This window comes from Allobosea sp. NPDC055353 (assembly GCF_053644975.1).
This window is the reverse complement of the sequence record NZ_JBSHMC010000003.1, coordinates 319,620-346,011: the sequence shown is the minus strand read 5'-3', so window position 1 is coordinate 346,011 and position 26,392 is coordinate 319,620. Positions and strand designations below refer to the sequence as shown.

At 67.2% G+C, this 26,392-nt stretch carries 27 protein-coding genes, 1 tRNA gene and 1 pseudogene; 8 read left to right on the top strand and 21 right to left on the bottom strand.

The genetic code is table 11. The features are described from left to right. Position 1 precedes the first annotated feature (1 nt). The 3 genes from ACWIEX_RS22230 to ACWIEX_RS22220 are packed head-to-tail and all read right to left on the bottom strand — an operon-like array spanning position 2 to position 3,441. On the bottom strand, positions 2-775 hold the full coding sequence (locus ACWIEX_RS22230) for an enoyl-CoA hydratase/isomerase family protein (protein ID WP_454035112.1): 774 nt from the start codon (positions 773-775) through the stop codon (positions 2-4). After that, a complete protein-coding gene (locus tag ACWIEX_RS22225; protein WP_454035111.1) occupies positions 772-2,364 on the bottom strand; it encodes an acyl CoA:acetate/3-ketoacid CoA transferase in 1,593 nt (530 codons plus the stop codon). Before ACWIEX_RS22225 ends, ACWIEX_RS22230 begins: the two co-directional genes overlap by 4 nt. A gap of 24 nt (positions 2,365-2,388) precedes the next feature. Then, entirely contained in the window at positions 2,389-3,441 is a 1,053-nt protein-coding gene (locus tag ACWIEX_RS22220) for a LacI family DNA-binding transcriptional regulator (RefSeq protein ID WP_454035110.1), read from the bottom strand. A gap of 166 nt (positions 3,442-3,607) precedes the next feature. Between ACWIEX_RS22220 and ACWIEX_RS22215 the strand changes: the two genes are divergently transcribed. The 4 genes and pseudogenes from ACWIEX_RS22215 to ACWIEX_RS22200 all read left to right on the top strand — a co-directional run bounded on the left by ACWIEX_RS22215 (position 3,608) and on the right by ACWIEX_RS22200 (position 6,495). Then, a complete protein-coding gene (locus ACWIEX_RS22215) occupies positions 3,608-4,771 on the top strand; it encodes a dihydrodipicolinate synthase family protein (protein ID WP_454035109.1) in 1,164 nt (387 codons plus the stop codon). A 14-nt stretch (positions 4,772-4,785) separates the two neighbouring features. Then, complete coding sequence (locus ACWIEX_RS22210; protein WP_454035108.1) at positions 4,786-5,934, top strand: acyl-CoA dehydrogenase family protein; 1,149 nt, start codon at positions 4,786-4,788, stop codon at positions 5,932-5,934. Between the two features lie 77 nt (positions 5,935-6,011). Further along, a pseudogene (locus ACWIEX_RS22205) lies at positions 6,012-6,110 on the top strand (transposase); the annotation flags it as partial. A 310-nt stretch (positions 6,111-6,420) separates the two neighbouring features. After that, positions 6,421-6,495 (top strand) — tRNA-Gly (locus tag ACWIEX_RS22200). 35 nt (positions 6,496-6,530) lie between these two features. Here the strand turns inward: ACWIEX_RS22200 and ACWIEX_RS22195 are convergent. Then, positions 6,531-6,755 (bottom strand): DUF4167 domain-containing protein, encoded by a 225-nt coding sequence (locus ACWIEX_RS22195; RefSeq protein ID WP_454035107.1) that lies wholly within the window; start codon positions 6,753-6,755, stop codon positions 6,531-6,533. 567 nt (positions 6,756-7,322) lie between these two features. Between ACWIEX_RS22195 and ACWIEX_RS22190 the strand changes: the two genes are divergently transcribed. From ACWIEX_RS22190 to ACWIEX_RS22180, 3 genes are all read left to right on the top strand, one after another. Next, positions 7,323-7,772 carry a hypothetical protein gene (locus ACWIEX_RS22190; RefSeq protein ID WP_142114243.1) on the top strand — a complete coding sequence of 150 codons (450 nt, stop codon included), beginning with the start codon at positions 7,323-7,325 and terminating at the stop codon, positions 7,770-7,772. A gap of 97 nt (positions 7,773-7,869) precedes the next feature. Next, a complete protein-coding gene (locus ACWIEX_RS22185) occupies positions 7,870-8,883 on the top strand; it encodes an MraY family glycosyltransferase (protein WP_454035106.1) in 1,014 nt (337 codons plus the stop codon). Then, positions 8,876-9,805, top strand: coding sequence for an NAD-dependent epimerase/dehydratase family protein (locus tag ACWIEX_RS22180; protein WP_454035105.1), 930 nt, complete (start codon positions 8,876-8,878; stop codon positions 9,803-9,805). Before ACWIEX_RS22185 ends, ACWIEX_RS22180 begins: the two co-directional genes overlap by 8 nt. Here ACWIEX_RS22180 and ACWIEX_RS22175 read toward each other — a convergent pair. The 3 genes from ACWIEX_RS22175 to ACWIEX_RS22165 all read right to left on the bottom strand — a co-directional run bounded on the left by ACWIEX_RS22175 (position 9,729) and on the right by ACWIEX_RS22165 (position 14,104). Further along, positions 9,729-11,684, bottom strand: a complete 1,956-nt coding sequence (locus tag ACWIEX_RS22175) for an SDR family NAD(P)-dependent oxidoreductase (protein ID WP_454035270.1) — start codon at positions 11,682-11,684, stop codon at positions 9,729-9,731. The genes ACWIEX_RS22180 and ACWIEX_RS22175 overlap by 77 nt on opposite strands. 167 nt (positions 11,685-11,851) lie before the next feature. Beyond that, positions 11,852-12,448, bottom strand: coding sequence for a TetR/AcrR family transcriptional regulator (locus ACWIEX_RS22170; RefSeq protein ID WP_454035104.1), 597 nt, complete (start codon positions 12,446-12,448; stop codon positions 11,852-11,854). 174 nt (positions 12,449-12,622) lie between these two features. Further along, positions 12,623-14,104 carry a cobyric acid synthase gene (locus tag ACWIEX_RS22165; protein ID WP_454035103.1) on the bottom strand — a complete coding sequence of 494 codons (1,482 nt, stop codon included), beginning with the start codon at positions 14,102-14,104 and terminating at the stop codon, positions 12,623-12,625. A 350-nt stretch (positions 14,105-14,454) separates the two neighbouring features. Between ACWIEX_RS22165 and ACWIEX_RS22160 the strand changes: the two genes are divergently transcribed. Continuing rightward, positions 14,455-15,603: an aminotransferase gene (locus tag ACWIEX_RS22160; RefSeq protein WP_454035102.1), complete on the top strand. Its 1,149-nt coding sequence runs from the start codon at positions 14,455-14,457 to the stop codon at positions 15,601-15,603. A gap of 18 nt (positions 15,604-15,621) precedes the next feature. Here the strand turns inward: ACWIEX_RS22160 and ACWIEX_RS22155 are convergent, their stop codons facing one another. The 14 genes from ACWIEX_RS22155 to ACWIEX_RS22090 form a co-directional block, all read right to left on the bottom strand. Then, positions 15,622-17,046 carry a hypothetical protein gene (locus ACWIEX_RS22155; RefSeq protein ID WP_454035101.1) on the bottom strand — a complete coding sequence of 475 codons (1,425 nt, stop codon included), beginning with the start codon at positions 17,044-17,046 and terminating at the stop codon, positions 15,622-15,624. Positions 17,047-17,083: 37 nt separating this feature from the next. Then, on the bottom strand, positions 17,084-17,434 hold the full coding sequence (locus ACWIEX_RS22150) for a RidA family protein (RefSeq protein WP_454035100.1): 351 nt from the start codon (positions 17,432-17,434) through the stop codon (positions 17,084-17,086). Positions 17,435-17,562: 128 nt separating this feature from the next. After that, positions 17,563-18,009 carry a YqaA family protein gene (locus ACWIEX_RS22145; RefSeq protein ID WP_454035099.1) on the bottom strand — a complete coding sequence of 149 codons (447 nt, stop codon included), beginning with the start codon at positions 18,007-18,009 and terminating at the stop codon, positions 17,563-17,565. After that, a complete protein-coding gene (gene coaA, locus ACWIEX_RS22140; protein ID WP_454035269.1) occupies positions 18,009-18,980 on the bottom strand; it encodes a type I pantothenate kinase in 972 nt (323 codons plus the stop codon). The genes ACWIEX_RS22145 and coaA overlap by 1 nt, the downstream gene beginning before the upstream one ends. A 76-nt stretch (positions 18,981-19,056) precedes the next feature. Next, positions 19,057-19,377: a phosphoribosyl-ATP diphosphatase gene (locus tag ACWIEX_RS22135; protein WP_454035098.1), complete on the bottom strand. Its 321-nt coding sequence runs from the start codon at positions 19,375-19,377 to the stop codon at positions 19,057-19,059. A gap of 1 nt (position 19,378) precedes the next feature. Next, positions 19,379-20,143, bottom strand: a complete 765-nt coding sequence (gene hisF, locus ACWIEX_RS22130) for an imidazole glycerol phosphate synthase subunit HisF (RefSeq protein ID WP_454035097.1) — start codon at positions 20,141-20,143, stop codon at positions 19,379-19,381. Further along, complete coding sequence (gene hisA, locus ACWIEX_RS22125) at positions 20,140-20,886, bottom strand: 1-(5-phosphoribosyl)-5-[(5-phosphoribosylamino)methylideneamino]imidazole-4-carboxamide isomerase (RefSeq protein ID WP_454035096.1); 747 nt, start codon at positions 20,884-20,886, stop codon at positions 20,140-20,142. Before hisA ends, hisF begins: the two co-directional genes overlap by 4 nt. Continuing rightward, the gene (gene hisH / locus ACWIEX_RS22120) at positions 20,883-21,539 is read right to left on the bottom strand and encodes an imidazole glycerol phosphate synthase subunit HisH (RefSeq protein WP_454035095.1); all 657 of its coding nucleotides are present in this window, start codon (positions 21,537-21,539) and stop codon (positions 20,883-20,885) included. Before hisH ends, hisA begins: the two co-directional genes overlap by 4 nt. Continuing rightward, positions 21,536-22,024, bottom strand: coding sequence for a DUF2628 domain-containing protein (locus ACWIEX_RS22115; RefSeq protein ID WP_454035094.1), 489 nt, complete (start codon positions 22,022-22,024; stop codon positions 21,536-21,538). The genes hisH and ACWIEX_RS22115 overlap by 4 nt, the downstream gene beginning before the upstream one ends. Positions 22,025-22,033: 9 nt before the next feature. Further along, entirely contained in the window at positions 22,034-22,621 is a 588-nt protein-coding gene (gene hisB, locus ACWIEX_RS22110) for an imidazoleglycerol-phosphate dehydratase HisB (protein WP_454035093.1), read from the bottom strand. Positions 22,622-22,808: 187 nt separating this feature from the next. Further along, positions 22,809-24,005 carry an O-succinylhomoserine sulfhydrylase gene (gene metZ / locus ACWIEX_RS22105; RefSeq protein ID WP_454035092.1) on the bottom strand — a complete coding sequence of 399 codons (1,197 nt, stop codon included), beginning with the start codon at positions 24,003-24,005 and terminating at the stop codon, positions 22,809-22,811. A 116-nt stretch (positions 24,006-24,121) separates the two neighbouring features. Continuing rightward, positions 24,122-24,862: a pyrimidine 5'-nucleotidase gene (locus ACWIEX_RS22100; RefSeq protein ID WP_091857458.1), complete on the bottom strand. Its 741-nt coding sequence runs from the start codon at positions 24,860-24,862 to the stop codon at positions 24,122-24,124. A 176-nt stretch (positions 24,863-25,038) separates the two neighbouring features. Continuing rightward, a complete protein-coding gene (gene argB, locus ACWIEX_RS22095; protein ID WP_265057111.1) occupies positions 25,039-25,935 on the bottom strand; it encodes an acetylglutamate kinase in 897 nt (298 codons plus the stop codon). 84 nt (positions 25,936-26,019) lie between these two features. After that, positions 26,020-26,391 carry a DUF423 domain-containing protein gene (locus ACWIEX_RS22090; protein ID WP_454035268.1) on the bottom strand — a complete coding sequence of 124 codons (372 nt, stop codon included), beginning with the start codon at positions 26,389-26,391 and terminating at the stop codon, positions 26,020-26,022. Between the last annotated feature and the right edge of the window lies 1 nt (position 26,392).

Genomic DNA, 26,392 nt, shown 5'->3' with positions numbered 1-26,392 from the left:
CTCATTCCCCCCGGTAAGTCGGCGTGCGCTTTTGCTGGAAGGCGGAAACGCCTTCCTTGACGTCGTCGGTATAGGAGACGAGCGAACTCGCCAGCGCTTCCATGAGGGCGCCGCTGTCCTCGTCCTCGGCGGCGTTGATCAACTGCTTGACGACGATGTTGGCGACCGGGCCGCGCTGGCAGATGCGCTCGGCCATCGCCTGCGCGGCGGCGAGCGCGCCGCCCTTCTCGACGACCTGATCGACGATGCCGAGCGAAAGCGCGGTCTCGGCGGTGACGATCTCGCCGGTGAGTGCAAGACGCCGTGCGACCTGCCCGCCGAGGCGCCGGACCAGGCGCTGCGTGCCCGACCAGCCGGGGATCATGCCGAGCCCGGTCTCGGGCAGGCCGATCTTGGCCTGGGCCTCGCAGATGCGGATATCGGCGGTGACGGCGAGCTCGAGCCCGCCGCCGAGCGCATGGCCGTTCATCGCGGCGATGACCGGCGGCTTCATCCGGGCCAGCTTGTCGAAGACGCGGTGGCCCGAGCGCACCCAGCCCTGGCCCATCTCCAGCGGAGAGAGCCCGCCCCAGGCGACGATGTCGCCGCCGGCGCAGAAGGCCTTGCCCTCGGCCGTCAGGATCACGGCGCGGACCGAGCGATCGGCATCGATCACGTCAGCGAAGCGGCCGAGCAGCCCGACCATGACATCGTCGAGCGCATTGAGCTTTTCCGGGCGGGCGAGCGTGATCGTCGCGATGCCAGCGGCGATGTCGAGGCGGACGGGATCGCTCATGCCGCCCTCGCGGGAACTTCGAGGCCGATGAGCGCCTCATTGAACAACGCCGCGTCCATCAGCTTCGGCGGCTTCGGCACCAGCAGCGGGAATTCGCTCTGGCTGAGGATATCGCGCTCCAGATCGACGCCGGGCGCGATCTCGGTGACGACGATGCCGTCGGCCGTCAGCTTCATCACGCAGCGCTCGGTGACATAGGTGATATCCTGCCCCTGGGCGATCGCGCGCGGGCCGGAGAAGGAGATGTGCTCGACGGCCTCGACCAGCTTCTTCACCTTGCCTTCCTTCTCGATGACGAGCTTGCCGTCCGCGATCGCGAGCTTGGCGGCGGCGCTGAAATAGCCGGAGAAGACAATGCGCTTGGCGCGCGCGGTGATGTCGATGAAGCCGCCGGCGCCGGCGGTGACATGCGGCCTTACGCCGAGCTTGGAGACGTTGACGCAGCCCTGCCTGTCGATCTGGAGGAAGGAGAGCAGCGACATGTCGAAGCCCGCCCCCTGGAAGTAGGTGAACTGGTAGGGGGAGGGCACGATCGCCTCGGCATTGGAGGCGCAGCCGAACTGGAATTCGAGCAGCGGCACGCCGCCGACGGCGCCCTGCTCGATCACCCAGGTAACCGCGCCGTGCCGGCCTTCCTCGATCAGGATGCGCGGGACATTGGCCGAGATGCCGAAACCGATATTGACGGCGTCGCCATGGCGCAATTCCTGCGCCACACGGCGTGCGATCACCTTGGCGACGTCGAAGGCCGGCGTCTCGAAGCTCGACAGGGGCCGGCGCACCTCGCCGGAGATGGCGGGGTCGTAGACGGTCTGCGTCGTCTGCATCTGGTCGGGCGCGACCACGATGGCGTCGACGAGGATGCCGGGCACGAAGACGGCCTGCGTGTTGAGGCTGCCGGCCTCGACCACGCGCTTCACCTGCGCGATGACGATGCCGCCATTGTTGCGCACCGCCAGCGCCTGATCGAGCGGGCCGAGCAGGCCGCCCTCATGCTCGTAGGAGAGGTTGCCGCGCTCATCGGCCGTGGTGGCGCGAATGATCGCGACCTTCGGCACGATGCTGCGGAAATAGAGCCAGTCCTCGCCGTCGAATTCGACGCGGGAAACGATCGGCTCGGCCATGGCGCGCGCATTCATGGCGCAGCCCTGATGCTTGGGATCGACGAAAGTGTCCATGCCGATCTTGGTCAGCACGCCCGGTCGCTTGGCGGCGGCTTCGCGATGCATGTCGAACAGGATGCCGCTCGGGATGTTGTAAGCCGGGATCTCATCGCCGGTGACCATCTTCCAGATCGCGGGCGGCTCTGCCGAGGACGGGCCGGACGGGTAAGAGCCACCCATGATCCGGGCCAGCAGGCCGGGCTTGGCGAGATGGTCGATGCCCTTGACGCCCCACATGTCGCCGGCCGCGATCGGATGCAGCGTGGTCAGGTTGCGCGGATGGCCCGACGCATCGAAGCGCCGGCCGATCGCCGCCAGAACCGCATCCGGGCAGCCGAGGCCGGAGGAGGAGGAGACCGTGACGATCGCCTCGTCCGGGATCAGGGCGGCGGCTTCGTCGGCGGAGAGGATGCGGGGGAAGGCCATGGGTTACGTCTCTTCGGAAAGGGTTCAGCCGGCGGCGGCGAGCGCGCGCTCATAGGCGCCGCAGGATTCGCGGATGACGAGATGGGCGGGGCCGATGAAGCTTTCCGGCTCCGCTGAGAGATCATTGATCTGCTTCAGCAGCAGGGCTGCGGCGCGCTCGCCCAGGCCGACGGGATCGATCGCGACGGTGGTCAGCGCCGGCGAGACATGGCGCGCTTCGCTGGTGTCGTCGAAGCCGACGATGGCGATGTCGCGCCCGACGACAAGGCCATGGCGCGCCGCCGCCAGCATCGCCCCGATGGCGGTCACATCGTTGTAGCAGACGACCGCCGTCGGCCTGTCGGCGAGCGAGAGTACCGCGCTCATCGCGCCGAAACCGCCATCGCGCGTCGGCATGCTTTCGATGTTGAGGGCGGGATCGACAGTGCGGCCGGAGGCCTCCATAGCGGCGACGAAGCCGCCATGCCGCTCTTGGCGGACAACCATCGAATGCATGCCGCCGAGATAGGCGATGCGCTCATGGCCGAGGTTGATCAGATGGCGGGTGACGCGGCTGGCGCCGGCCAGATTTTCGGGCACGACGACGCTCGTCTCGGCGCCGGGCAGGCGGCGGATCGCCACCAGCAGCGCGGTGCCGGCCGCCATGATCCAATCGAGGTGCTCGGGGCGGGTATCCAACGCCGGGCAGAGAATGATGCCGCCGGCGCCGTGCTCGCGCATCATCCGCATCACCTGCTCCTGCCGCACCACGCTCTCGGCGGTGTTGGCCATGAAGGCGACATAGCCTGCCATTTGCAGCACCTTCTCAACGCCGATCGCGAATTCGGCGAAGAAGGGGTTGGAGAGGTCGTTGAGGACGAGGCCGACGATGCGGGACTGCGCATTGCGCAGATTGGCGGCGCCGCGATTATAGACATAGCCGAGCCGGTCCATGGTCTGCAGGACGTGCTGGCGGGTCTCGGGCTTGACCGCGCCGCGGCCGGTGAGGACGAGCGAGACCGTCGATTTCGAGACGCCGGCGGCGTCCGCGATCTCGATGATCGTCACCTTTCCCTTGCTGCCTTGCGGCTGCGGCATGGTTTCGTCCCTGATGCGCGTGGCGCTGTTCTTTTCTTGGAACGTTCCATTATCAGCGAATGAAGCGACATGCAACATCACTCTTTCAAAGCGTTTTATGGCTCTGTATAAGGCTGTGAACGCGTTTCTTAATTGGAACGTTCCAATAAATTCATGGGAGGAAGCGATGGTCGAGATCAACCTGCCCCGCATGGACGGCAGCAGCGAGCGCTACAGGCTGGTGCCGCCTTCGCCCTTTCCGAAGACGGCCAAGGCCAACGGCATTCGCACCGTCTATGCCGCCGCCCATGTCGTCGCCGACCCGCTGAAGCTGGTCGATCCCTGGCGCGAGCCGGCCGTCGATTGGGACGCGACTCTGGCTTTCCGTCATCATCTCTGGGGTCTCGGCTTCAGGATCGCCGAGGCGATGGACACCTCGCAGCGCGGCATGGGTCTGGACTGGCCCAACGCTGCCGAACTGATTGCCCGCTCGCTGGCCGAGGCCAAGGCGACGCCGGGCGCCGATCTTGCCTGTGGCGCCGGCACCGACCAGCTCGCTCCGCAGGATGCCCGCAGCCTCGACGACGTCATCCGCGCCTATGAAGAGCAGATTGGCCATGTCGAGAAGCATGGCGGCAAGATCATCCTGATGGCGAGCCGGGCGCTCTGCCGCGTGGCGAAAGGGCCGGATGACTATCTCGCGGTCTATGGTCGCCTGCTCAAGCAGTGCCGCGGCAAGGTGATCCTGCATTGGCTGGGCGAGATGTTTGATCCCGCCCTCACCGGTTACTGGGGCAGCCGCGACTTCACGCCCGCGATGGAGACGGTGCTCACCCTGATCCGCGAGCACGCCGCCAAGATCGACGGCATCAAGATCTCGCTGCTCGACGCCAGCAAGGAGATCGAGATGCGCCGCCTCCTGCCCGAGGGCGTCGTCATGTATACCGGCGACGACTTCAACTACGCCGAGCTCATCGCCGGCGATGCGCAGGGTTTTTCGCACGGGCTGCTCGGCATCTTCGACCCGATCGCCCCGGCGGCCGCGGCGGCCTTTGCGAAGCTGGAAGCGGGCGACGAGGCGGGCTTCCGCAGTATCCTCGACCCGACGGTCGCGCTGTCGCGCCGGCTCTTCGAGGCGCCGACGCAGCATTACAAATGCGGCGTGGTCTTCCTGGCCTGGCTCAACGGCTTCCAGAGCCATTTCCGCATGGTCGGCGGCGCCGAGTCGGCGCGCGGCATCCTGCATTATGCCGATCTTTTCCGCCTCGCCGACAAGGCCGGGCTGTTCGTCGATCCGGAAATGGCGACACGCCGGATGACGCATCTATGCGCCCTCAACGGCATCGCCTGAGGAGAAAGCAAGTCATGCACGCCCCTCTGCTCGACGCCGAGATCTACGACCAGATCCGCGAGACCGCCCGGCGCTTCGCCGAGGACGTCGTGAAGCCCGCCGCCGCCGATCTCGACCGCGACGAGACCTTTCCCGCCGAGATCTACGCCCGCATGGGCGAGCTCGGCCTGTTCGGCATCACCGTGCCGGAGGAACACGGCGGCGCCGGGCTTGATACTTTCGCCTACTCGATCGTCATGGAGGAATTGTCGCGCGGCTATGCTTCCGTCGCCGACCAGTGCGGCCTCGTCGAGCTGATCGGCACCCTGCTGACCCGCTACGGCACGCCCGAACAACTCAAGCGTCTGCCGGACATTCTCTCTGGGAAGACCCGCGTGGCCTATTGCCTGACGGAAGCCGAAGCCGGTTCCGACCTCTCCAATGTCCGCACCATGGCGCGCGAGACGGCCGAGGGCTACGTCATCGACGGCGGCAAGCTCTGGATCCACAACGCGCCGGTCGCCGATCTCGGCTTCGTGCTGGCCTCGACCGATCCCGCCGCCGGCCATCGCGGCATGAGCATCTTCCTGGTCGATCTCCATGCACCGGGCGTCTCGCGCGGGCCGAAGGAGCACAAGATGGGCCAGCGCGCGAGCCAGGTCGGCGCGCTCAATTTCGACGACGTCACCGTGCCGCGCGAGGCCCTACTGGGCCCCAAGGGACGCGGTTTCCACATCATGATGAGCGTTCTGGAGAAGGGTCGCGTCGGCATCGCCTCGCTGGCGGTCGGCATCGCCCAGGCGGGGCTGGAGGCGGCTCTGGCCTATGCCCGCGACCGGCGCCAGTTCGGCAAGCCGATCCTCGACAATCAGGGGCTGCAATGGATGCTGGCCGACATGGCCAAGGACATCGCAGCCGCCCGTGCTTTGGTCGAGCGGGCGGCCTTGCTGATCGACCACGGCAGACCTGCAACCTCCGCCTCCTCGATGGCCAAGTGCTTCGCCAGCGACATGGCCGTGACGCAGACGGCCAACGCCGTACAGATCTTCGGTGGTTCCGGCTATATCCGCGGCTTCGAGGTCGAGCGGCTCTATCGCGACGCCAAGATCACCCAGATCTACGAAGGCACCAACCAAATCCAGCGTACCATCATCGCGCGTGAGCTAATCAAGAACGGTGCCTGAGCCGGGGAGGACAGCATATCCGGAAGCGGAGGTTCCCAGGGCCCGCTTCCGGCCATCTCCGGCAGCCCGCCGCCCGCTTTATCATGCTGCTCGGTCTCGTCCCACCACGATACAGCACCGGCGGCAAAACAGTGCTGGGGTGCATCTCGAAGCAGGGCACCACCTATCTGCGCATGCCAGGATGCGCGGGCCGTGCTCGAAGTCCGCTCCCGCGACGTGCCTTCATCATCGAGGACGGCCAGATCGTCGGCCGGCTGGTCTATGAGAGCATGGCGGCCCGTCGGGAGGCGCTCTAAGGCGCCGATCTGAAGTCCAATTATCAAGGCCAGGCCCTGAAGCCCTCCAAGCATCTCAAGGGCTGAGGCGCCGGCCTGATGCGCTTCCGCGCAATCGGGGCTGCCTGCGGCGATTCCCGGATGACACTGGGGCTCGGACCCGCTATGAACGCGGGCCTGCCGCGCGCTGCTTCGCCAGCGTGAAGGGCATGCGGGCGTAGTTCAGTGGTAGAACGTCAGCTTCCCAAGCTGAATGTCGTCGGTTCGATCCCGATCGCCCGCTCCAAAATCCCGATGGGCCAGGCCCCTTCTCGAAAATTTTCAGATGACCGCAGTTCCGGGCTGCGAGGCTTTGCCGTTCAACAGGCGGCGAAAGTGGTCGGCCTGCTGATAGAAGCGTTCCGCGGCGACCTTGTCGCCCGCCGCTTCGAACCCCCGGGCGAGGGCCGCGGCGCGGTCATGGCGTGCCTGCAGATCGGAACCTGCCGGCTTCTCCGTTCGATTGCGCCGGCGGGTCGCCGGCAGCCGGGGATGATCGAGGTGCATGGCTTTCTTCTCAGCCCATGATCCGCGCGACGATCCTGCGCAACTCCTCGCGGGACAGGCCGCAGGGTTCGGGTTTCCAGTTCGGGGCGGATTTCGGCAGCGAAGGTCCCAAGACCGATGGGCCAGGGGGCTGCGTCTTGTTGTGGTCGTGTCGGATTTTGCTTTTCATGTCGTTCCAGTGGCGCGCGGCCTAGCCGCGCTGCCTGTAAGGCTGCCGGGCGGAATGCTGGCGGCAGCGTGCCGCAAAGCGGCGTTCGATTGTCGAAGAGGTGGAAAGTCGGGCAACGCGCCTGTTGCGGCGGGCCAGTCGAATCACGTGATCGATCGGGCATTGTTAGCGCCTCATTGTGGCCTTTTGACGTTGCAGCCTTGACGCTCTGCCGTGACCTGGCGGCACGCAGGCCGCCGCTGCGCCGGAGTTCTCCGCCCGCGATTCCGATCCGCTGCAATGTCGCTCCCATTGCGGGATCGAATCGCCGTTTCGCGGGTTGGTCTGCCAGATCATCGAACCGAATATCGTATTTGGTCCGATGCTTTGAGCCGCCGGTTCGGCGCAAGGAGCAGGATATGATGACGATCAGGCAGACAACCACCACCCTCGCCGCCGTTCTGATGCTGGCTTCGCCGGCGATGGCGCAGCAGCGCTCGCTCGGCCCGGCGACGGGAACCGTGCGTCTCGAACAGGTTCAGGCGGGCTTCATCGCCTCTGGCGAAGCCGGCGGCGGGACGCTGCGTTTCCAGGGCCGCTCCTACCCGATCACGGTGGGCGGGCTCGGCATCGGCTCGATCGGCGCTTCGCGCTCGGTCGCCTCGGGCACGGTCTACGGGTTGCACCGCAGGTCCGACTTCGCGGGGGCCTATGTCCAGCTCAAGGAGGGCTGGGCCGTCGGCGCCGCCGGCCGTGGAACCACCTGGCTGCGCAACGACAAGGGCGTGACGCTCAAGCTCGCGACGCGACGCCAGGGGCTGCAGCTCCAGCTTGGCGCCGACGGCGTTCTGATCGGCTTCAGGCAGTAGCCCGGAAGCCGCTTCAGAGAGCCGTTTCACACCGTAGGGCGGCGCGCCCTCTAGGCTTTTGCGCCGCCTCGACTATGGTGCGGGCACTTTGGAAAGCGTGCTTCGCCCTCTGTTGATCTGTGCTGCCGCCGCCGTTCTGGCGGCGGTGCTGTGCGTGGCCTTGCGCCCGCTCCTCCTGCGCTATGCGCTGGCACGGCCGAATGCGCGCTCCAGCCACAAGATCCCGACTCCGCAGGGCGGTGGCATCGCCGTTCTCGCCGGCACCTTCCTCGCGCTGGCGGCGGCACTCTGGCTGGCGCCGGTCGAGGGCGAAGCGATCCGCCCGGTATTGATGCTGGCTGTTGCCGTGACCGGCCTCGGCACCGTCGGCGCCTGGGACGATATCCGCCCGCTGCCGGCGAGCGTCAGGCTCGTGCTGCAGGCGGCCTGCGTCGGCTTCGTGCTGCTTCGCGCCGCGCCGGAGCTGCGTCTGTTCCCGGAGCTGCTGCCCCTGCCGGTCGAGCGTGCCCTGGCGCTTCTGGCGGGTGTCTGGTTCGTCAACCTCGTCAATTTCATGGACGGGCTCGACTGGATCACCGTCGCCGGCATCGTGCCGCTGGCGGCGACGCTCGCGCTTGCCGGCATGACCGGCACGATCGATCCGGTGACGGGCTGGCTTGCCGCCGGGCTCTGCGGCGGCCTCCTCGGCTTCGCGCCGTTCAACCGGCCGGTGGCGCGGCTATTCCTCGGCGATGTCGGCTCGCTGCCGATCGGCCTTCTCACCGCCTATCTGCTCTATCGGCTGGCCGGCACCGGCGCTTTCGCCGCCGCGCTGATCCTGCCGCTCTATCACATCACTGACGCCACGATCACGCTGCTGCGGCGCCTCGCCCGCGGCGAGAAGGTCTGGGAGGCGCATCGCTCGCATTTCTACCAGCAGGCGACGACGAACGGCTTCAGCGTGCCGGGTGTGGTCGGCCGGGTCGCCCTGCTCAATCTCGGGCTCGCCGTCATCGCGGGCGGTTCGCTGATCTGGCCCGCCCTGCCGGTCCAGTTCGCCTGCCTGGCCGTCGCCGCCTTGCTCACCGGCCTGCTGTTGCGCCGCTTCGCGACAGGCCCGCGGCATGGCTGAGGGCTGCGTCCTCGTCACCGGCGCGAGCGGCTTCGTCGGGCCCCATGTCGTCGCGGCGCTGATTCGGGCCGGCTATCGCCCGCGTCTGGCCCAGCGCATGGCACAACCAGCCCCTTCGGGTACGGAAGCCATCGTGACCGGCGATCTGATATCGCCGGTCGACTGGCGCGCGGCCCTGGATGGCGTCGACTATGTCGTGCACATGGCCGGCCTCGCCCATGCCGGGCCGGGCCTCGACGAGGCGCTCTACCGGCGCATCAACACCGAGGCGACGCTGGAACTCGCCCGCGCCGCCGAAAAGGCCGGCGTGCGGCGCTTCGTCTACCTCTCCTCGATCAAGGCGCTGACCGATGCCTTCGACGGCCCGCCCCTGCGGGAGGATATGCAGCCCGCGCCCGGCGACGCCTATGGCCGCTCCAAGCTCGCGGCGGAACAGGGCCTTGCCGCGCTCGATCTCGATTGGGTCGCGCTGCGCCCGGTCCTGATCTACGGGCCGGGCGTGAAGGCCAATATGGCGGCATTGCTCAAGCTGGCGCGCTTGCCGGTGCCGCTGCCTTTCGGCGGCCTGAAGGCGCCGCGCTCGCTGCTCGCCGTGGAGAATCTCGCCGGTGCCATCCTGTTCGCGTTGAATCCGGCCTGCCCGGCGCGGCAGAGCTATGCGCTATCCGATCCGGATCCGATCAGCGTCTCCGACATGCTGGCCGCGATGCGCGCCGGGCTGGGGCGCGGCCCCTCCCTGCTGCCGATGCCCGAAGCCTGGTTGCGCCGGCTGGCGCGTCTTGCCGGCCGCGAGGACACCTTCCTCAAGCTGGCGGGAAGCCTTGTCGCCCGGCCTGAGCGCCTGCTCAGCGCTGGCTGGCAGCCGCAGGTTCAGACGAAGGCGGCGCTGGCGCGTCTGGCCGCTTCGAGTCGCGCCGGCTGAAATCCGGGATCGCCTCGTCGAGCACGGCATGGGCCGCTTCCTGGTCATTGGCTTTCACCGCTGCCTGGAGCTGCGCCAGCCAGGCCTCGATCCTGGCGCGGCCGGCGAAGATCGGCTTGGCCGCCATCACGCCGTCGAGCCCGGTTTCCGCCATCGGCTCGTCGCGGGCGAACAGGATCTCGTTCAGCCGCTCGCCCGGCCTGACGCCGGAGACGATGATCTCGATATCCTCGCCCGGCTCGAAGCCGGCGAGGCGGATCATCCGCTCCGCCAGATCCATGATCCGCATCGGCTGGCCCATCTTGAGCACGTAGACGGCCGCCCGCTCAACCTCGGCATCCCCGGCGCGGGCGTGCGAGGCAGCGGTCAGCACGAGGTCGCAGGCCTCGCGGATCGTCATGAAATAGCGGATCATTTCGGGGCTGGTGACGGTGACCGGTCCGCCCCGGGCGATCTGTGCCTTGAATTTCGGCACCACCGAGCCGGCCGAGCCCAGCACGTTGCCGAAGCGCACCGCGACCAGGCGGATGCCGGAATCCGCGGCGGTGAGTTCGGCATCGCGCGACTGCGCGTAGATCTCGGCGAAGCGCTTGGTCGCGCCGAGCATCGAGACGGGCTCGATCGCCTTGTCGGTCGAGATCAGCACGAAGGTCCGGGCGCCGGCGGCAACGGCCGCGTCGGTGACGTTCACCGAGCCGAAGATATTGGTCTTGATGCCCTCGCTCCAGTCGGCCTCCAGATAGGGCACGTGCTTGAGCGCGGCGGCATGGATGACGATATCGGGCCGGAAACCGGCGAAGAGCGGCATGATCCGCTCGCGGTCGCGGACATCGGCCAGCACGCCGGAGACGGCGGTATCCGGGGCCTGGATGGAGAGTTGCTCGGTGATCTGGAACAAGGCGGGTTCCGAGCTTTCGACGACGAGCAGTTCGGCCGCGCCGAAGGCGGCGCAACGCAGGCAGATCTCGGAGCCGATCGAGCCGCCGCCGCCGGTGACGATCACCCGCTTGCCCTTCAGGAACGAGCCCAACCTTTCGCGATCGATCGTCGCGGTTGGGCGGACCAGCAGGTCCTCGATCTCGAGCGGCGCGACTTCCGTGTCGCGGACGCCCTCGCCCAGGCTGTCGATGCGCGAGATCGGCAAGGCGAGCTTGCGCGTGCGCGCCAGCCATTTCTCCGGCTGCGCTTCCGGCAGCAGGGCGGAAGGGGTCGCGACGATCCGGCGGTAGGCTTCGCCGTGTTCGATCGCTTCGGCTGCGACCCGCTCGATATCGGCGAGCAGCCCGAGCACCGGCACGCCGCGGATCGACTGGCCGAGATCGTCGGGGCGGGGCGACAGGATGCCTGCCGGCCGGAGGCGCCGCATCGTGCCGGCCTCCATGGCGCGGATCACCATTTCGATCTCGACGCCGCGCCCGAGCAGCAGCGCCGGCAGGCTCGCCTCGCGCACGGCGGAGGTCCGCGACCGCGCATATTTGAAATAGCGATAGGCGAGGCGCGGGCCGCCGAGCAGCGCGACCTGCACCAGCCAGTACAGCGCGATCGAGATCTTGCCGAAATAGAAGGCGCCGTAGAAATTCGGCGCGACCAGCACATAATCGGCCACCAGCAGCGTCACGGTCAGGACGGAAACCGCCTTGACGATGTTCGAGAGGTCCGGCAGCGAGGCGAAGCGCCATTTCGAGCGGTAGAGCGAGAACAGCCAGTAGACCAGCCCGGCATAGGCCACGAAGAAGGGCAGGAAGCGCGGCAGATAGCGCAGGTGCTCGATGAGCTGCGCGCCTTCGAAGCGGACGACGAAGACGAGCCAGATCGCCAGCGCCGTGACCGCGAGGTCATGCAGGACGACGGCGAGCTTCTTGAGATTCTGTTTGGGCAGGATGGCCATGTCCGGGCGGTATCCCGCTCCCTCGGCGGCTTGTCAACGCGTTGGGCCGGGATCGGCTGGAGCATGTTCGAGCGAAGAGGATACCGATTCGCGTGAAGAAAATGCGACAAAGCAAAAAACTGGAGCGCCTGCCCGCTTCGGAGAGACGCGAAAGGGCTTCAGCGGGCCTGGGGCCGGGCTTCCAGCGCGCTGAGCACGAAGGCGATCATCTCATCCGCGTTCGGGCCGGGAATGCACTCACATTGCGTGATCAGCAGCGGGTGCATGAAGCGGATCATCGCGGTGCGGATGCAGCCCGTGGCATGGGCCGGCTCCATCGGCCGGAACTCGCCGCGCGCGATGCCGTCGGCGACCACGCGGCGCAGCACCACGTCGAAGCGCTCGATATGGGCGATGATCGCATCCCAACTCTCCTCCATCGCGGCGCAGACCATTTCCTGCATCCGGGCATGGCCGGCGAAGCGGGCCGCGTTCAGGCGATAGGAGGTCGCGAGGATGTCGCGCAGGCGCTCGGCTGCCGGCCTATCTTCGTCGGCGATCGTCGCGATGGCCTCTTCCTGCTCGCGCTTGTAGCGCTCGAGCACGGCCTCGTTGATCGACTTCTTGGAGTCGAAAAAACGATAGACGTTGGCGGGGCTCATCCGCAGGGATTTGGCGATGTCCGCTACGGTCGTCTTCTGGTACCCGATATCGCGAAAGAAGCGCTCGGCGGTGTCGACGATGATCTGCCTGGTATCGCGTTCGGGATTGCTCACGGCGCCGTTGGCTGGGTTGTTTCAAACGAAGGCGATGAAGAATTGATCGTTATGACGAATTTCATCATTCGTCAACATAATGGCGAATAAAGACTTTTGCCTTGATGTGCATCAATCCTCCCGCGAAGCCGCACCGGGAGAACAGGCGAAGGCAGCCGAGGTTCCCGAAATCGCTTACCCAGCGGAAATACGCGTCCGGGCCAGATCGAGCAGGGTTTCCGTGTCGAAATGATCATCCAGATGCGCTGCGAGCGCATCGAGCGTCGCTTCGACCGCATCTTCATAGAGCAGCTCCGACGCAGCTCGCTCCTTGTCGACGGCCTTGAGCCAGGCGCCGCGCACCGCGTCCGACGCAAAGACACCATGCAGATAGCTGCCGGCGACCCGTCCGTCCGGGCTCGCGGCACCCTCGGCGCGGCCCTCCACCCGGAAGGGCGCGCGGGCCGTGTCGGCGCCTTCGGTCCGGCCGAGATGGATCTCGTAGGCCCGGCCCTCGGTTCCGCTCGCGGCATCGACGAAATCGACTTCGCGGACGGTCTTGTCGGCGTCGAGCGTGGTCCCGACATCGAGCAGGCCGAGGCCCGGCGCTTCTCCCGGCGGTCCCTCCAGCCCGAGCGGATCGCGCACGACATGGCCCAGCATCTGGTAGCCGCCGCAGAGTCCGAGCACGCGCCCGCCCCGGCGGCGATGCGCGAGGAGATCGATGTCCCAGCCTTCCCGGCGCAGAGCCGCGAGGTCGCGTAGCGTCGTCTTGGAGCCCGGCAGGATGACGAGATCGGCATCGCCCGGCAAAGGCTCGCCCGGCCCGATCATGGCGAGATCGACATCGGCTTCCAGCTTGAGCGGGTCGAGATCGTCGAAATTGGCGATGCCCGGCAGGACCGGCACGGCGATCCTGATCCGGGCTCCGGCTTTCCGGCCCGAGCGGATGTCGAGCCCGTCCTCGGCCGGCAACCGGACCGCCTCGGCGAACCAGGGCACGACGCCGAGGCTGGGCCAGCCCGTGGCCTGCTCGATCGTCGCGACGCCGGGCGTGAACAGTTCGACCGCGCCCCTGAAGCGGTTGATCGCGAAGGCGCGGATCATCGCCCGGTCGTCCGCGTCAAGCACCGCATGAGTGCCGACGAGACTTGCGATCACGCCGCCGCGGTCGATATCGCCGATCAGCACGGCTGGAACGTTGGCAGCGCGGGCGAAGCCGAGATTGGCGATATCGCGGGCGCGCAGGTTTGTCTCGGCCGGTGAGCCCGCGCCCTCGACGATGACGAGATCGGCGCCTTCGCTCAGGCGTTCGAAGCTGTCGAGCACCTGCGGCAGGAAATCGCCGCGCCGGGCGAAGTCGCGCGAGGAGAGGCGCCCGGCGACGCGGCCTTGCAGGATGATCTGGCTGCCCTGCTCGCCCTCCGGCTTGAGCAGCACGGGGTTCATGTCGGGATGGGGGGCGATCCGGGCGGCGCGTGCCTGCAAAGCCTGCGCCCGGCCGATCTCGCCGGCGCCGGTCGCAGCGGCATTGTTCGACATGTTCTGCGGCTTGAACGGTCGCACCTTCAGCCCGCGATTCGCAAAAAGTCGGCATAGGCCCGCGACGATCAGCGACTTGCCGACATTCGAGCCGGTGCCGAGGATCATGATCGCGGGGACGGGGGGGCGGGCCATGCGCCTGCTTAGCGCGGTTCGCATAGGTGCGGAAACCGGCGGCGGCAATCTTCACGCAAGGAGAGTGGGAAAGTTTGGCGCGGACTGCGCGGGTCGGGAGGCGGTTTGCATCATCCTGACAAGGTTCGCCGGTCCACTGCGGCATCCTGCTGCGCCAAAGGGGCGAAGTCGCAACAGGCGTCCGCCGAGGACCGGCTGAGACTCAATAGATACTGAACACTGACGAATGTCAACATTCATCATTCGCTATTTTTCGCAGGACCTTTGAAGCCGGCTTCCGACTGGATGCATGGCCCTTTACGGCGTGCTACAGCCAAGGCTCCTGCCCTTGCCGAGCCGATCCGACCGCAATGAATCCGATCCTCTCCGCCCTTCCCACCACCGTTTTCGAGGTGATGTCGCAGCTCGCGCGCGAGACCGGCGCAGTCAATCTCGGCCAGGGCTTCCCGGACGATCCCGGCCCGCTCGATGTCCGCCAGAAGGCGGCCGAAGCGGTGGTCGACGGCTGGAACCAGTATCCGCCGATGATGGGGTTGCCGGAGCTGCGCGAGGCCGCTGCCAAGCATTACAAGCACTGGCAGGGCCTCGATCTCGATCCGGGCAGCGAGATCATGGTGACCTCGGGCGCGACCGAGGCCATCGCCGGCGCATTGATGGCCCTGATCACGCCCGGCGACGAGGTCGTGCTGTTCGAACCGATGTACGACGCCTATCTGCCGCTGGTGCGGCGCGCCGGGGGCATCCCGAAATTCGTGACGCTGACCCCGCCGCATTTCGGCCTGACCGAGGAGGCGCTGGCCAAGGCCTTCTCGCCGAAGACCAGGGTCGTGCTGTTCAACAACCCGCTGAACCCGACGGCGACGATCTTCGGCAAGGCCGATCTCGACCTGCTTGCCGATTTCTGCATCCGCCATGATGCGATCGTGGTCTGCGACGAGGTCTGGGAGCATGTCGTCTTCGATGGGCACCGCCACGCCTCGGTGCTCGGGCGGCCGGATATGCGCGAGCGTACCGTCAAGATCTCGTCCGCCGGCAAGATCTTCTCGCTGACCGGCTGGAAGGTCGGGCTCGTCATGGCGGCGCCGGCGATCATGCGCGTGCTGTCCAAGGCCCACCAGTTTCTCACCTTCACGACGCCGCCGAACCTGCAGGCCGCGGTGGCCTATGGCCTCGGCAAGGATGACGGCTATTACGAGGGCATGCGCGCCGATTTCCAGCGCTCGCGCGACCGCTTCGCAGCCGGCCTGCGCGATCTCGGCTTCGCGGTGTTGCCGAGCGCCGGCACCTATTTCCTCAATGTCGACATCGCCCCGCTCGGCGAGAGCGACGACGTCGATTTCTGCCGCAGGCTGGTGACAGAGAATGGCGTCGCCGCGATTCCGGTCAGCGCCTTCTATGCCGAAGGCGCGGTCAGGAATGTCGTCCGCTTCTGCTTCGCCAAGCGTGACGCGACGCTCGATGCGGCGCTGGAGCGGCTGGCTGCGCGCCGCCCGCGCTGAGGCAGAGGATCGGCCGAATCAGCCGGCGATCAGTTTGGTCGCGAGCGCGCCGGCGGCCCCGAGCCGCTTCTGCAGATCGGCGGCGAGCGTGGCGCCGTTCGCGGCCTGTCGAGCGGCTTCGGTTGCCGCCATCAGCTGGGCGAGCGCCTGCTGTGCCAGGGGCTTGTCCTTGTTGCGGCGCGCGAGCTGGAGCACGGCTTCGGCCTGGTTGGCCGATGTCTGCGCCCAGAGCAGCGGCGCGCGCTCCTGGCGATACTCCTCCAGCGCGGCGGCGAAGGCGGCGATCGCCTCCTCGATCACGACGGGCTCGCTGTAGCGCTCGCCCATCGCGGCCAGGACGCCGCCCATCTGGTCCTGGAGCTCGGCCCAGCGCAGGGGATCGCGGCTGCGATCGATCGCCTTGGAGACGCGGTTGAGGCCGTTGAAGGCCCGCTCGAGCAGGGACAGGTCGTTGCGGCGCCGGCCGAGCGTGGCGCGAGCCCGGGAAATCATGTGCTCGGCTTCGAGCCAGTGGGCCTCGTCGTCGCTGCGCTGCCAGACGGCGAGCGCGGTGGCGTAGGTAGCGACCGCTTCCTCCAGCAGGTTGTCGTCCTTCTGCGAAACGCCGAGCATGACCGCGAGCTTGCCGAAGCGCAGCTTCAGGGCGCGCCAGAGGGCGGGTGCCTCGTCATGGCGCAGATCCTCGAGCCCGGCCCGGCAATGGGCGAGGGCTTCGTCGAGCAGCCTGGCGTCGCCGTTGAGGGTTGCAAGCCTGTCGAGCGCGGTGGCCAGCGCTTCCTGGGCTCCGGCGAAGGCGACGGTATCGGCCAGGCTGTCCAGCCCTTCGAGCAATCGGCGCAGGGCGGCTATGGCCGCGTCATAGCCGTCGCGTCCGCCGAAATCCTCGCTGATCCGGGCCATGGCCTTCGCCTGGTCCAGGGCGGCGTCGCGGCTGCGGTCGACAGCGGCGAGGCCGATCAGGGCAGAGGCCTCGCCATAGCGCGCGGCGGCTTCGCGATAGGCCTCGGCCGTCGTGCGCAGGAAGCTGAGCGCGGCCCGGTCGGCGCGGTTCTCGCCGATCAGCAGCCGGCGCTCGAGCGGGAGAGCCGACAGGTCGGTGGAACCGCCGATGGCATGCAGTTCGGCTTCGGCGAGGCTCTTGTCGGCTTCGGCGAAGCGGCCGGCGGCGATGGCGCCTGCCGCCTCGCTCCGCAGCCGCCTGATTTCCGCGTCACCCAGCGGCATCGCAAGGCGCTTCACCAACGCAGCGAAGTCGGCTGCCTTGCGGTCGAGCAGGTTTTCGCTCGGCGGGTTGGAGCCGGGGCGGCGCAGCCAATCCGCAATCATCGCTGCCAGAGCCATCGGTGCGATGCCGCGGCGCCCGGCGACGCGGGCGAGAAGCGGAGCGATCTGGTCGGTCTGGCTGATGGTTGCCTCCCGCTCCGGTCCGGAGAAAGGGAGCACCGCGCGCCCGGATGGACGCGCGGCGTTCCGGAATGGCTTACTTGGCGGCGATGACCGCGATCTCGACCGTGAACTGCGGCGCAGCCAGCTTGGCCTCGACCGTGGCGCGGCCCGGCGTGGCCCCAGCGACGACCCACTTGTCCCAGACGGCGTTCATCTCGGCGAAGGTCGAGATGTCGGAGAGCCAGATGTTGACCATCAGCAGCTTCGTCTTGTCGGTGCCGGCCTCGGCCAGGATGCCGTCGATGATGTCGAGGATGTCGGCGGTCTGCTCGCCGACGCTCTTGCCGGCGGCGTTGGCCGCGACCTGGCCGGCCAGATAGACGGTGTTGCCATGCACCACGGCCTTGGACATACGCGGGCCGACGCCGATACGCTGAATGCTCATAGTCAAATCTCCTTGAACGAACGTCTTCGCTGGTAGCCCGGCCCGGCTGGTTTCGCAAATGCTAGCTGTGTCATTTTCGAAAGGCGCGAGCCGCTTTCAAAAATGACATGCGCGCAGATGAGCCTGGCTCAGGCGAGGCTCGCCCAGCCCGCCCAGAGCGTCGCATAGCGCGCGGCCTTGCCGATCAGGACGAGTCCGGAGAAACGCCAGAACGGATAGTTCAGGGTGCCCGCCGCGAAGGTCAGAGGGTCGCCGACCAGCGGCAGCCAGGCGAGCAGGAGGGACGGCCAGCCGAAGCGGGCGAACAGGTCCTGCGCCTGGGCGAAGCGCTTCGGATCGGGCCGCAGGCGCGCCGGCAACCTGTCGACGCCATGGCGCGCGATCAATCGGCCAAGCCACCAGTTCAGGATCGAACCGGCGGTGTTCGCGAGACTGGCGGTCAGGAACAACGCGAGCGGATCGACGCATTTTGCCGCGAGCAGCCCGACGAAGACCGCTTCCGACTGCGCCGGCAGCAGGGTTGCGGCGACGAAGGCCGCGCCCGCCATGGCGGCGAGCGCACCAAGGGCTCCCATCAAAGCCGCCGCAGTGCGACCTGCTGGATGCGATGGCTCGCGCCCTTGGTCAGGATCAGGCTGGCACGCTGCCGCGTCGGCAGGATGTTGTCCTGCAGGTTCGGCAGGTTGATCCCGGTCCAGAGCTTCTCGGCGATGGCGAGCGCCTCCTCCTCGCCGATCTCCGCATATTTGCGGAAGAACGAGCGCGGGTCGCGGAAGGCCGTCTGGCGCAACGTCATGAAGCGGTTGACATACCAGCGGTGCAGGTCGTTCTCGTCGGCGTCGAGATAGACCGAGAAGTCGAAATAATCGGAGACGAAGGGGATGACCGTGCCGTCCTTCGGCATCCGGCTCGGCTGCAGGACATTGAGCCCTTCGAGGATCAGGATGTCCGGCCGCTCGACCGTCACCGTCTCGCCGGGCACGACGTCGTAGACGAGATGCGAGTAGACCGGCGCGCTCACCTGCGGCTTGCCGGCCTTGACGTCCGAGAGGAAGCGCAGGATCGCCGCGCCGTCATAGCTCTCCGGGAAGCCCTTGCGCTGCATCAGCCCGCGCCGCTCGAGCTCGGCATTGGGCAGCAGGAAACCGTCGGTGGTGACGAGCTCGACCTTCGGCGTGTTCGGCCAGCGCGAGAGCAGCGCCTTGAGCACGCGCGCCGTGGTCGACTTGCCGACCGCGACCGAGCCGGCGACGCCGATGACATAGGGCACCTTCGGCTCGGCCTCGGCCATCAGGAAGCGCTGCGTCGCCTTGAACAACCCTTGTGTCGCCGCGACATAGAGCGAGAGCAGCCGCGACAGCGGCAGGTAGATCGCCACGATCTCGTCGAGCGAGATCGGGTCGTTGATCGATTGCAGCTTGGTCAGGTCGTCGACCGAAAGCGTCAGCGGCTGGTCGGCGCGCAGATGTGCCCACTCGTCGCGCGAGAACAGCCGATAGGGCGAGACCAGGTCGCGCTCCGGTGTCGGGATGAGGCGCTGGTCCATGACGCGGCCCGCAATCCAGGCTTCGAGGTTCAAGGGAGGGGCATCCTGGCGGTCCTCGCGATACTCAACTGGCAAGCTACCGGGGTCTGGCCGCTTTTTCCGCCAGTCCGGAGCGAGCCGTGCGGGCTTCAAGCTGGCTCAAGACGTCCCGCAATGCAACATCACGAGCCTTGAGCACGACCAAAAGATGATAAAGCACGTCGGCGCTCTCGGCGATCAGCTCGGCCCGGTCGCCCTTCACGGCGGCGATGACGGCCTCGACCGCCTCCTCGCCGAATTTCTTGGCGGCGCGCTCGGGGCCGGCGGCCAGGAGCTTGGCCGTCCAGGACTCCTCCGGCGAGGCGCTCGCACGCTCGGCGATGCGGGCTTCGAGATCGGAGAGGGTGAAGGTCGTCATCTCAGTCCAGCCTCATCCTGAGGCCGGCTTCCGCCATATGCGCCTTGGCCTGGCCGATCGTGTAGGTGCCGAAATGGAAGATCGAGGCGGCGAGCACGGCCGAGGCATGGCCTTGCGCGACGCCGGCGACGAGATCGTCGAGATCGCCGACGCCGCCGGACGCGATGACCGGGACGGAGACCGCATCCGCGATCGCCCGCGTCAGGCCGAGATCATAGCCGACCTTGGTGCCGTCGCGGTCCATCGAGGTCACCAGCAGCTCTCCGGCGCCGAGCGAGACGACCTCGCGCGCGAAGCCGACGGCCTCGATGCCGGTGGCATTGCGCCCGCCATGGGTGAAGATCTCCCAGCGGCCGGGCGTCACCTGCTTGGCGTCGATCGCGACCGTGATGCACTGCGCGCCGAATTTCTCGGCCGCTTCCTTGACGAACTGGCGGTTGGTGACGGCGGCCGTGTTGATCGAGACCTTGTCGGCCCCGGCCAGCAGCAGCGCGCGGATATCCTCGACCTTGCGCACCCCGCCCCCGACGGTGAGCGGCATGAAGCAGGCTTCGGCCGTGCGCGTGACCACGTCGAACAGGATGCCGCGATCCTCATGGCTCGCGGTGATGTCGAGGAAGCAGAGCTCGTCGGCGCCGGCCGCGTCATAGGCCTTGGCGGCCTCGACGGGATCGCCGGCATCGACGAGATCGAGGAATTGCACGCCCTTGACGACGCGGCCGTCCTTGACGTCGAGGCAGGGGATGATGCGGGTCTTGAGCGTCATGCCGCCGCTCCCGTGCCGGCCGTCGCCAGCCGCTTCAGCGCCGCCGCCGGATCGATGCGCCCGTCATAGAGCGCACGGCCCGTGATCGCCCCTTCGAGGATCGCGGCGTCGTCGGCGCAGAGCCGTTCGATATCGGCCATCGAGGCGAGGCCGCCGGAGGCGATGACCGGGATCGACACGGCCTGCGCCAGCGCGATCGTGCCCTCCCAGTTGATACCTCCCAGCATGCCGTCGCGGGCGATGTCGGTGTAGATGATCGCGGCGACGCCGGCATCCTCGAAGCGCTTGCCGAGATCGGCTGCCGCGAGCGAGGAGGTTTCGGCCCAGCCTTCCACAGCGACGAAGCCGTCGCGCGCGTCGATTCCAACAGCGACCCGGCCCGGAAAGGCCTTCGCCGCCTCGCGCACGAAGCCGGGATCGCGCACCGCCGCCGTGCCGATGATGACGCGGCGGATGCCCTTATCGAGCCAGCCCGCGACCGTCTTCATGTCGCGGATGCCGCCGCCGAGCTGCACCGGGAAGGCGACGCGCTTCAGGATCGCCTCGACTGCTGCCGCGTTCATCGGCTTGCCGGCAAAGGCGCCGTCGAGATCGACGACATGCAGCCATTGGAAGCCTTGGCCCTCGAATGCGGCGGCCTGTGCCGCCGGGTCATCGTTGAAGACCGTGGCCTGTGCCATGTCGCCCTGCTTCAACCGGACGCAGCGGCCTTCCTTCAGGTCGATCGCGGGGAAGAGGATCATGGTGCCCAGCTCAGGAAATTCGTGATGAGCTTCAGCCCCAGCTTCTGGCTCTTCTCGGGGTGGAATTGCGTGCCGGCGACATTGCCATGCGCGACCATCGCGGTGACCGGCCCGCCATGCTCGGTCAGGGCCAGCACGTCCTGCGGGCGCTGCGCCGCCAGCGCATAGGAATGGACGAAATAGGCGTGCAAGCCCCGCGGGCCGGTCTCGATGCCGTCGAGCAGCGGGTGCTCATCCTGCTTGTGCAGGGTATTCCAGCCCATATGCGGGATCTTAAGGGCGTCGTCCGTCGGCTTGATCAGGGTGACGTCGCCCGGAATCCAGCCGAGGCCTTCAGTCACGGTGTATTCCAGCCCGCGCGAGGCGAGGAGCTGCATGCCGACGCAGATGCCGAGAAAGGGCCGGCCCTTGCCCCGCACCACCTCTTCCAGCGTCTCGACCATGCCGGGCACGGCATCGAGCCCCTGCCTGCAATCGGCGAAGGCGCCGACGCCCGGCAGCACGATCCGGTCGGCTGCGCGCACGACGGCGGTGTCGCTGGTGACATGGATGGTCGAGGGAATGCCGGCCTCAAGTCCCGCCCGCTCGAAGGCTTTCGCAGCCGAGTGCAGATTGCCCGAGCCGTAATCGATGATCGCGACGCTCTGGCTCATCGTCCCCGGGCCTCCGGGAACAGCCCGATGATCGGCAGCGGGCCGCTCGGCCGCATAGCGGGCGCGGCCGGCGCTGCCTCGACGCGCGGCAGCGCCGCTTCGCCGGCCAGAGCCCGCTCGAAATAGCGGCGCTCGGCCTCGGCCAGGTTGCGGGCTTCGACGACATCGGTGAGCCGCCAGCCCTGGCGGGTCAGCTTGCGAACGACGAGGTTGTGGCCCTCGATGCCGAGGAACAGCGCGATCGACCAGTAGATCAGCGAGAGCGCGCTGGCATGCAGGCCGAAGCGGCTTTTCAGCCAGGTCAACAGGCCCCAGACCAGCACGAACAGCAGCGTCGCCAGCCAGAGCCGCTTGCCCAGCAGCCACAGGCCGGTGAACAGGAAGGCGCCCCAGGCGAAACGCTCGGGAACGAGCCGTGCCTGTTCGATCTCCTCGCGCCGGTCGCTTCCATCGGGCGGCGGGGTCATGACGGTGTAGAATGCCATGGTCGCCTCCTACAAAGCGCCCTTGGTCGAGGGAATGCGGTCGCCTTCGCGCGGATCGACATCGAGCGCCTGCCGCAATGCCCGCGCCAGCCCCTTGAAGCAGCTCTCGGCGATATGGTGGGCGTTGTCGCCGTAGAGCGTCTCGACATGCAGCGTGATGCCGGCATTGATCGCGAAGGCCTGGAAGAACTCGCGCACCAGCTCGGTGTCGAATGTGCCGATCTTCTGCGCCTTGAATTCCGTACGGAAGACCAGGAACGGCCGGCCGGAGACGTCGACGGCGACGCGCGTCAGCGTCTCGTCCATCGGCAGATGCACGTCGGCATAGCGGCGGATGCCCTTCTTGGTGCCGAGCGCTGCTTTAAGCGCTTCGCCCATGGCGATGCCGGCGTCCTCGACCGAGTGGTGGTCGTCGATATGGGTGTCTCCCTTCACCTTGACCCTGAGATCGATCAGCGAATGGCGGGCGAACAGGTCGAGCATATGGTCGAAGAAGCCGACGCCGGTGGCGATATCGGCCTTGCCGGTGCCGTCGATCAGGAGCGAGACCGCGATATCGGTCTCGTTGGTGCGGCGCTTCACTTCGCCCGAACGCATGCTGGCCTCTCAAGCCTTGGCGGGAAAACGGCTTCGCTTTAGCAGGGGCGGGCGGGGATGACCACAGGGGTGGGAATTCCGCCGTCATGCTCGCCCCTGTGGCGAGCATCCACGTCTTGAACACGACCTTCGAACAGCGGAGACGTGGATGGTCGGGACAAGCCCGACCATGACGGAAAGCCGTGGTTCAAACCTTCGCCAGTGCCTGCTCCAGGTCGGCGATCAGGTCGTCATGGTGCTCCAGCCCGATCGAGAGGCGGATCAGCCCGTCGCTGACGCCCATCGCGGCGCGCACCTCCGGCGTGAAGCGCTGATGCGTCGTCGTCGCGGGATGGACGATCAGGCTCTTGGCGTCGCCGAGATTGTTCGAGATGCGGATCAGCTTGCAGGCGTCGAGCAGGCGATAGGCGCCGGCCTTGCCGCCGGGAACCTCGAAGGCGATCATCGTCGAGGGGCCACTCATCTGGCGCGCGATGATCTCGGCCTGCGGATGGCTCTTGTGGCCCGGGAAGATCACCTTGGTCGGCTTGCTCTGCGCCGCCAGCCAGTCGGCGACCTTGGTCGCGTTCTCAGCCTGCTTGCCGACGCGCAAAGGCAGCGTCTCCAGCGCCTTCAGCATCACCCAGGCATTGAAGGGCGAGAGCACCGGTCCGGTCTGGCGCAGGTAGTTCTGGATATCGGCCTCGATCAACTCCTTCGAGCCGAGGATCAGCCCGCCGAGGCAGCGGCCCTGGCCGTCGATATGCTTGGTCGCGGAATAGACCACGATGTCGGCGCCGAGCTCGAGCGGGCGCTGGAAGAGCGGCGTGGCGAAGACATTGTCGACGACAAGCCTGGCGCCAGCCTCCTTCGCCACCTTTGCGATGGCCGCGATGTCGAGCACTTCGAGCGTCGGGTTGGCCGGCGATTCCAGGAAGAACAGCTTGGTATTGGGCCGGACCGCCCTGCGCCAGGCCTCGATATCGGAACCCTCGACCAGCGTGGTCTCGACGCCGTAGCGCGGCAGGTGATCCTCGATGATGTAGCGACAGGAGCCGAACAGCGCGCTCGCCGCGACCACGTGGTCGCCGGCCCGCACCGGCGCCATCATCGCCGCGGTTACGGCCGCCATGCCGGTCGCGGTGGCGCGGCAGGCCTCGGCGCCCTCGAAGGAGGCCATGCGCTCCTCGAGCATCGACGTGGTCGGATTGGAGAGCCGGCCGTACTGAAAACCGGGATCGGTATTCAGGAAGCGGCCCTCGGCCTGCGCGGCGTTATCGTAGACATGGCCCTGCGTCAGGAACAGCGCTTCCGACGTCTCGCCGAACTGCGATCGCAGGATGCCGTCATGGACGAGGCGGGTCTCGGGATGCAGCTTGGCTGCGGCTTTGTCCGGTGCCGGCATGGAACTCTCGATCCGTTCTTTATAACGGACAGGAGCAGTATCAGCTCCCAGAGGGTTCGTAAAGAAGAACGAAATTTCCTTTGGAAGGAACCTGAGCCGGAGGAAATGCCTCTCGCTCAGCCGTGCCCGTCGCCGAGGCGTCCGAGCGGCCTGAGGAAGCCGGTGAGATCGGCCGTGACATGGTGGACATGCCCGGCATCGATGGCGGCCTGCTCCCAGGCTTCCCGGAACGGATCGGGCGTCTTGGGGATGATCAGCACGGTCTTCATGCCCAATGCGCTCGGCACGATCAGGTTCTTCTCGATATCCTCGAACATCGCCGCACGGCCGGGATCGACGGAATGCTTGGCAAGGAAGTTCTCATAGGTCGCGCGCTCGGGCTTCGGCAGGAAGCCGGCATGGACGATGTCGAAAATATCCTCGAACTGGTCGAGGATGCCGAGCTTTCCGGCGACGTTCTTCGCGTGGCCGACCGAGCCGTTGGTCAGGATCAGCTTGCGGCCCGGCAGCGCCGCGAGCGCCGCCCCGAGGGCCGGGTCCGGCTCGAGCAGCGTCAGGTCGATATCATGGGCGAAATCGAGGAACCGGTCGGGGTCGATCTGATGCTCTTCCATCAGCCCCTTCAGCGTCGTGCCGTAGCGGTGGTAATAATACTGCCGCAGGGCGTGCGACGACAGGCCGTCGAGCCCAAAAAGGTCCTGCAAAAACAGCGTGATGCGCTCGTTGACCTGCGGCCAGACACGGCTCTCATGCGAATAGAGCGTATTGTCGAGATCGAAGATCCAGTGATCGACATGGGCGAAGCCTTCCGCCGTCAGGGGCGGGGTCGCGGCAGGGGTGTCGGCAAGAATTGTCATGGGACTCCGTGATGTGGCGAGCCGGAGTCTGCGCCGCAAGTGCTTGGCGGGGGCTTAATCGGTAAAGGGCAACGCTCTGCCGTCATTGCGAGCGGAGCGAAGCATCCCAGGGGCGGTAGAGCTCTACGTCCCCTGGATTGCTTCGCCGCTTCGCGCCTCGCAATGACGGGAGGAGATCAACGCCGGATGATCGTGCCGGCGCCGGTATCGGTGAAGAGCTCGATCAGCGCGGCATGCGGCACCTTGCCGTCGAGGATGACGACCGCCTCGACGCCCTTTTCCAGCGCGTAGATGCAGGTCTCGATCTTCGGGATCATGCCGCCGGAGATGGTGCCGTCGGCGATCAGGTGGCGGCATTCCTCGACCGTGAGCTCCGGGATGAGCTGCTTGTCCTTGTTCAGCACGCCCGGCACATCGGTGAGCAGCAGCAGGCGCTTGGCGTTGAGCGCCCCCGCGATGGCGCCGGCGAAGGTATCGGCATTGACATTGTAGGTCTGGCCGTCGGCGGCGGCACAGACCGGCGCCAGCACCGGGATCAGCTCGGCCTTCAGCACCGCGTCGAGCACGGTGGTGTTGACCTTCTCGGGCTCGCCGACGAAGCCGAGGTCGAGGACCTCCTCGATCTTGGAATCGGGGTCGACGACGGTGCGCGTCACCTTGCGGGCGGTGACCATGTTGCCGTCCTTGCCGCAGAGCCCGATGGCGCGCCCGCCCTCGCGGGTGATGTAGCCGACGATCTCCTTGTTGACCGAGCCGGCCAGCACCATCTCGACGACCTCGACGGTGGCCTCGTCGGTGACGCGCAGGCCCTGCTTGAACTCGGACTGGATGCCGAGCTTCTTCAGCATCGCCGCGATCTGCGGCCCGCCGCCATGGCAGACCACGGGTTTGAGGCCGGACTGCTCGAGCAGCACGATGTCTTCGGCGAAGTCCTCGGCGGTGGCTGCGTCGCCCATGGCGTTGCCGCCATACTTGATGACGATGATCTCCTGGTCGTAGCGCTGCATATGCGGCAGCGCCTGGACCAGCAGCTCGGCGGATTGCGACGGCGTCAGGTTGGGATGGTCGGTCATTCGGGCAGGCTCCGCGCGGCCGCAAGGACAGATGCGGGCGCTTCTAGCGGAAGTTTTCCCGACGCGGAAGAACGCTGACGCCGTTCAGCTGCGCTTCGCCATCACGGCGGCAACCGCAAGCCCGAGCCAGCCGCCGAGCATGAACCAGCCGCCGGTTGGCGCCGCCCGCGGAAATAGCGCTTCGCCGCCAAAGCCGCGCCGGGCGAGATCAGCCGCGAACAGGGCCGCCCCGACCATGATCGCCGAGAGTGCGATCCGCGCCAGCAGGTCATGGAGATGCCCGCTCTTGCGTGCCGCGGTCGCGCCGATGACGACGGAAGCATGGAACAGCAGCATCTGGCCGGCGGTCTGCACGTGGCCGGGATCGACCGCGACATGAGCCGCAGCCGCCAGCAAGGCGACGCCGGCGAAGCCCATCAGGGCAGCAAGGGCCAGATGGATGCGCGTCGCGGTCATG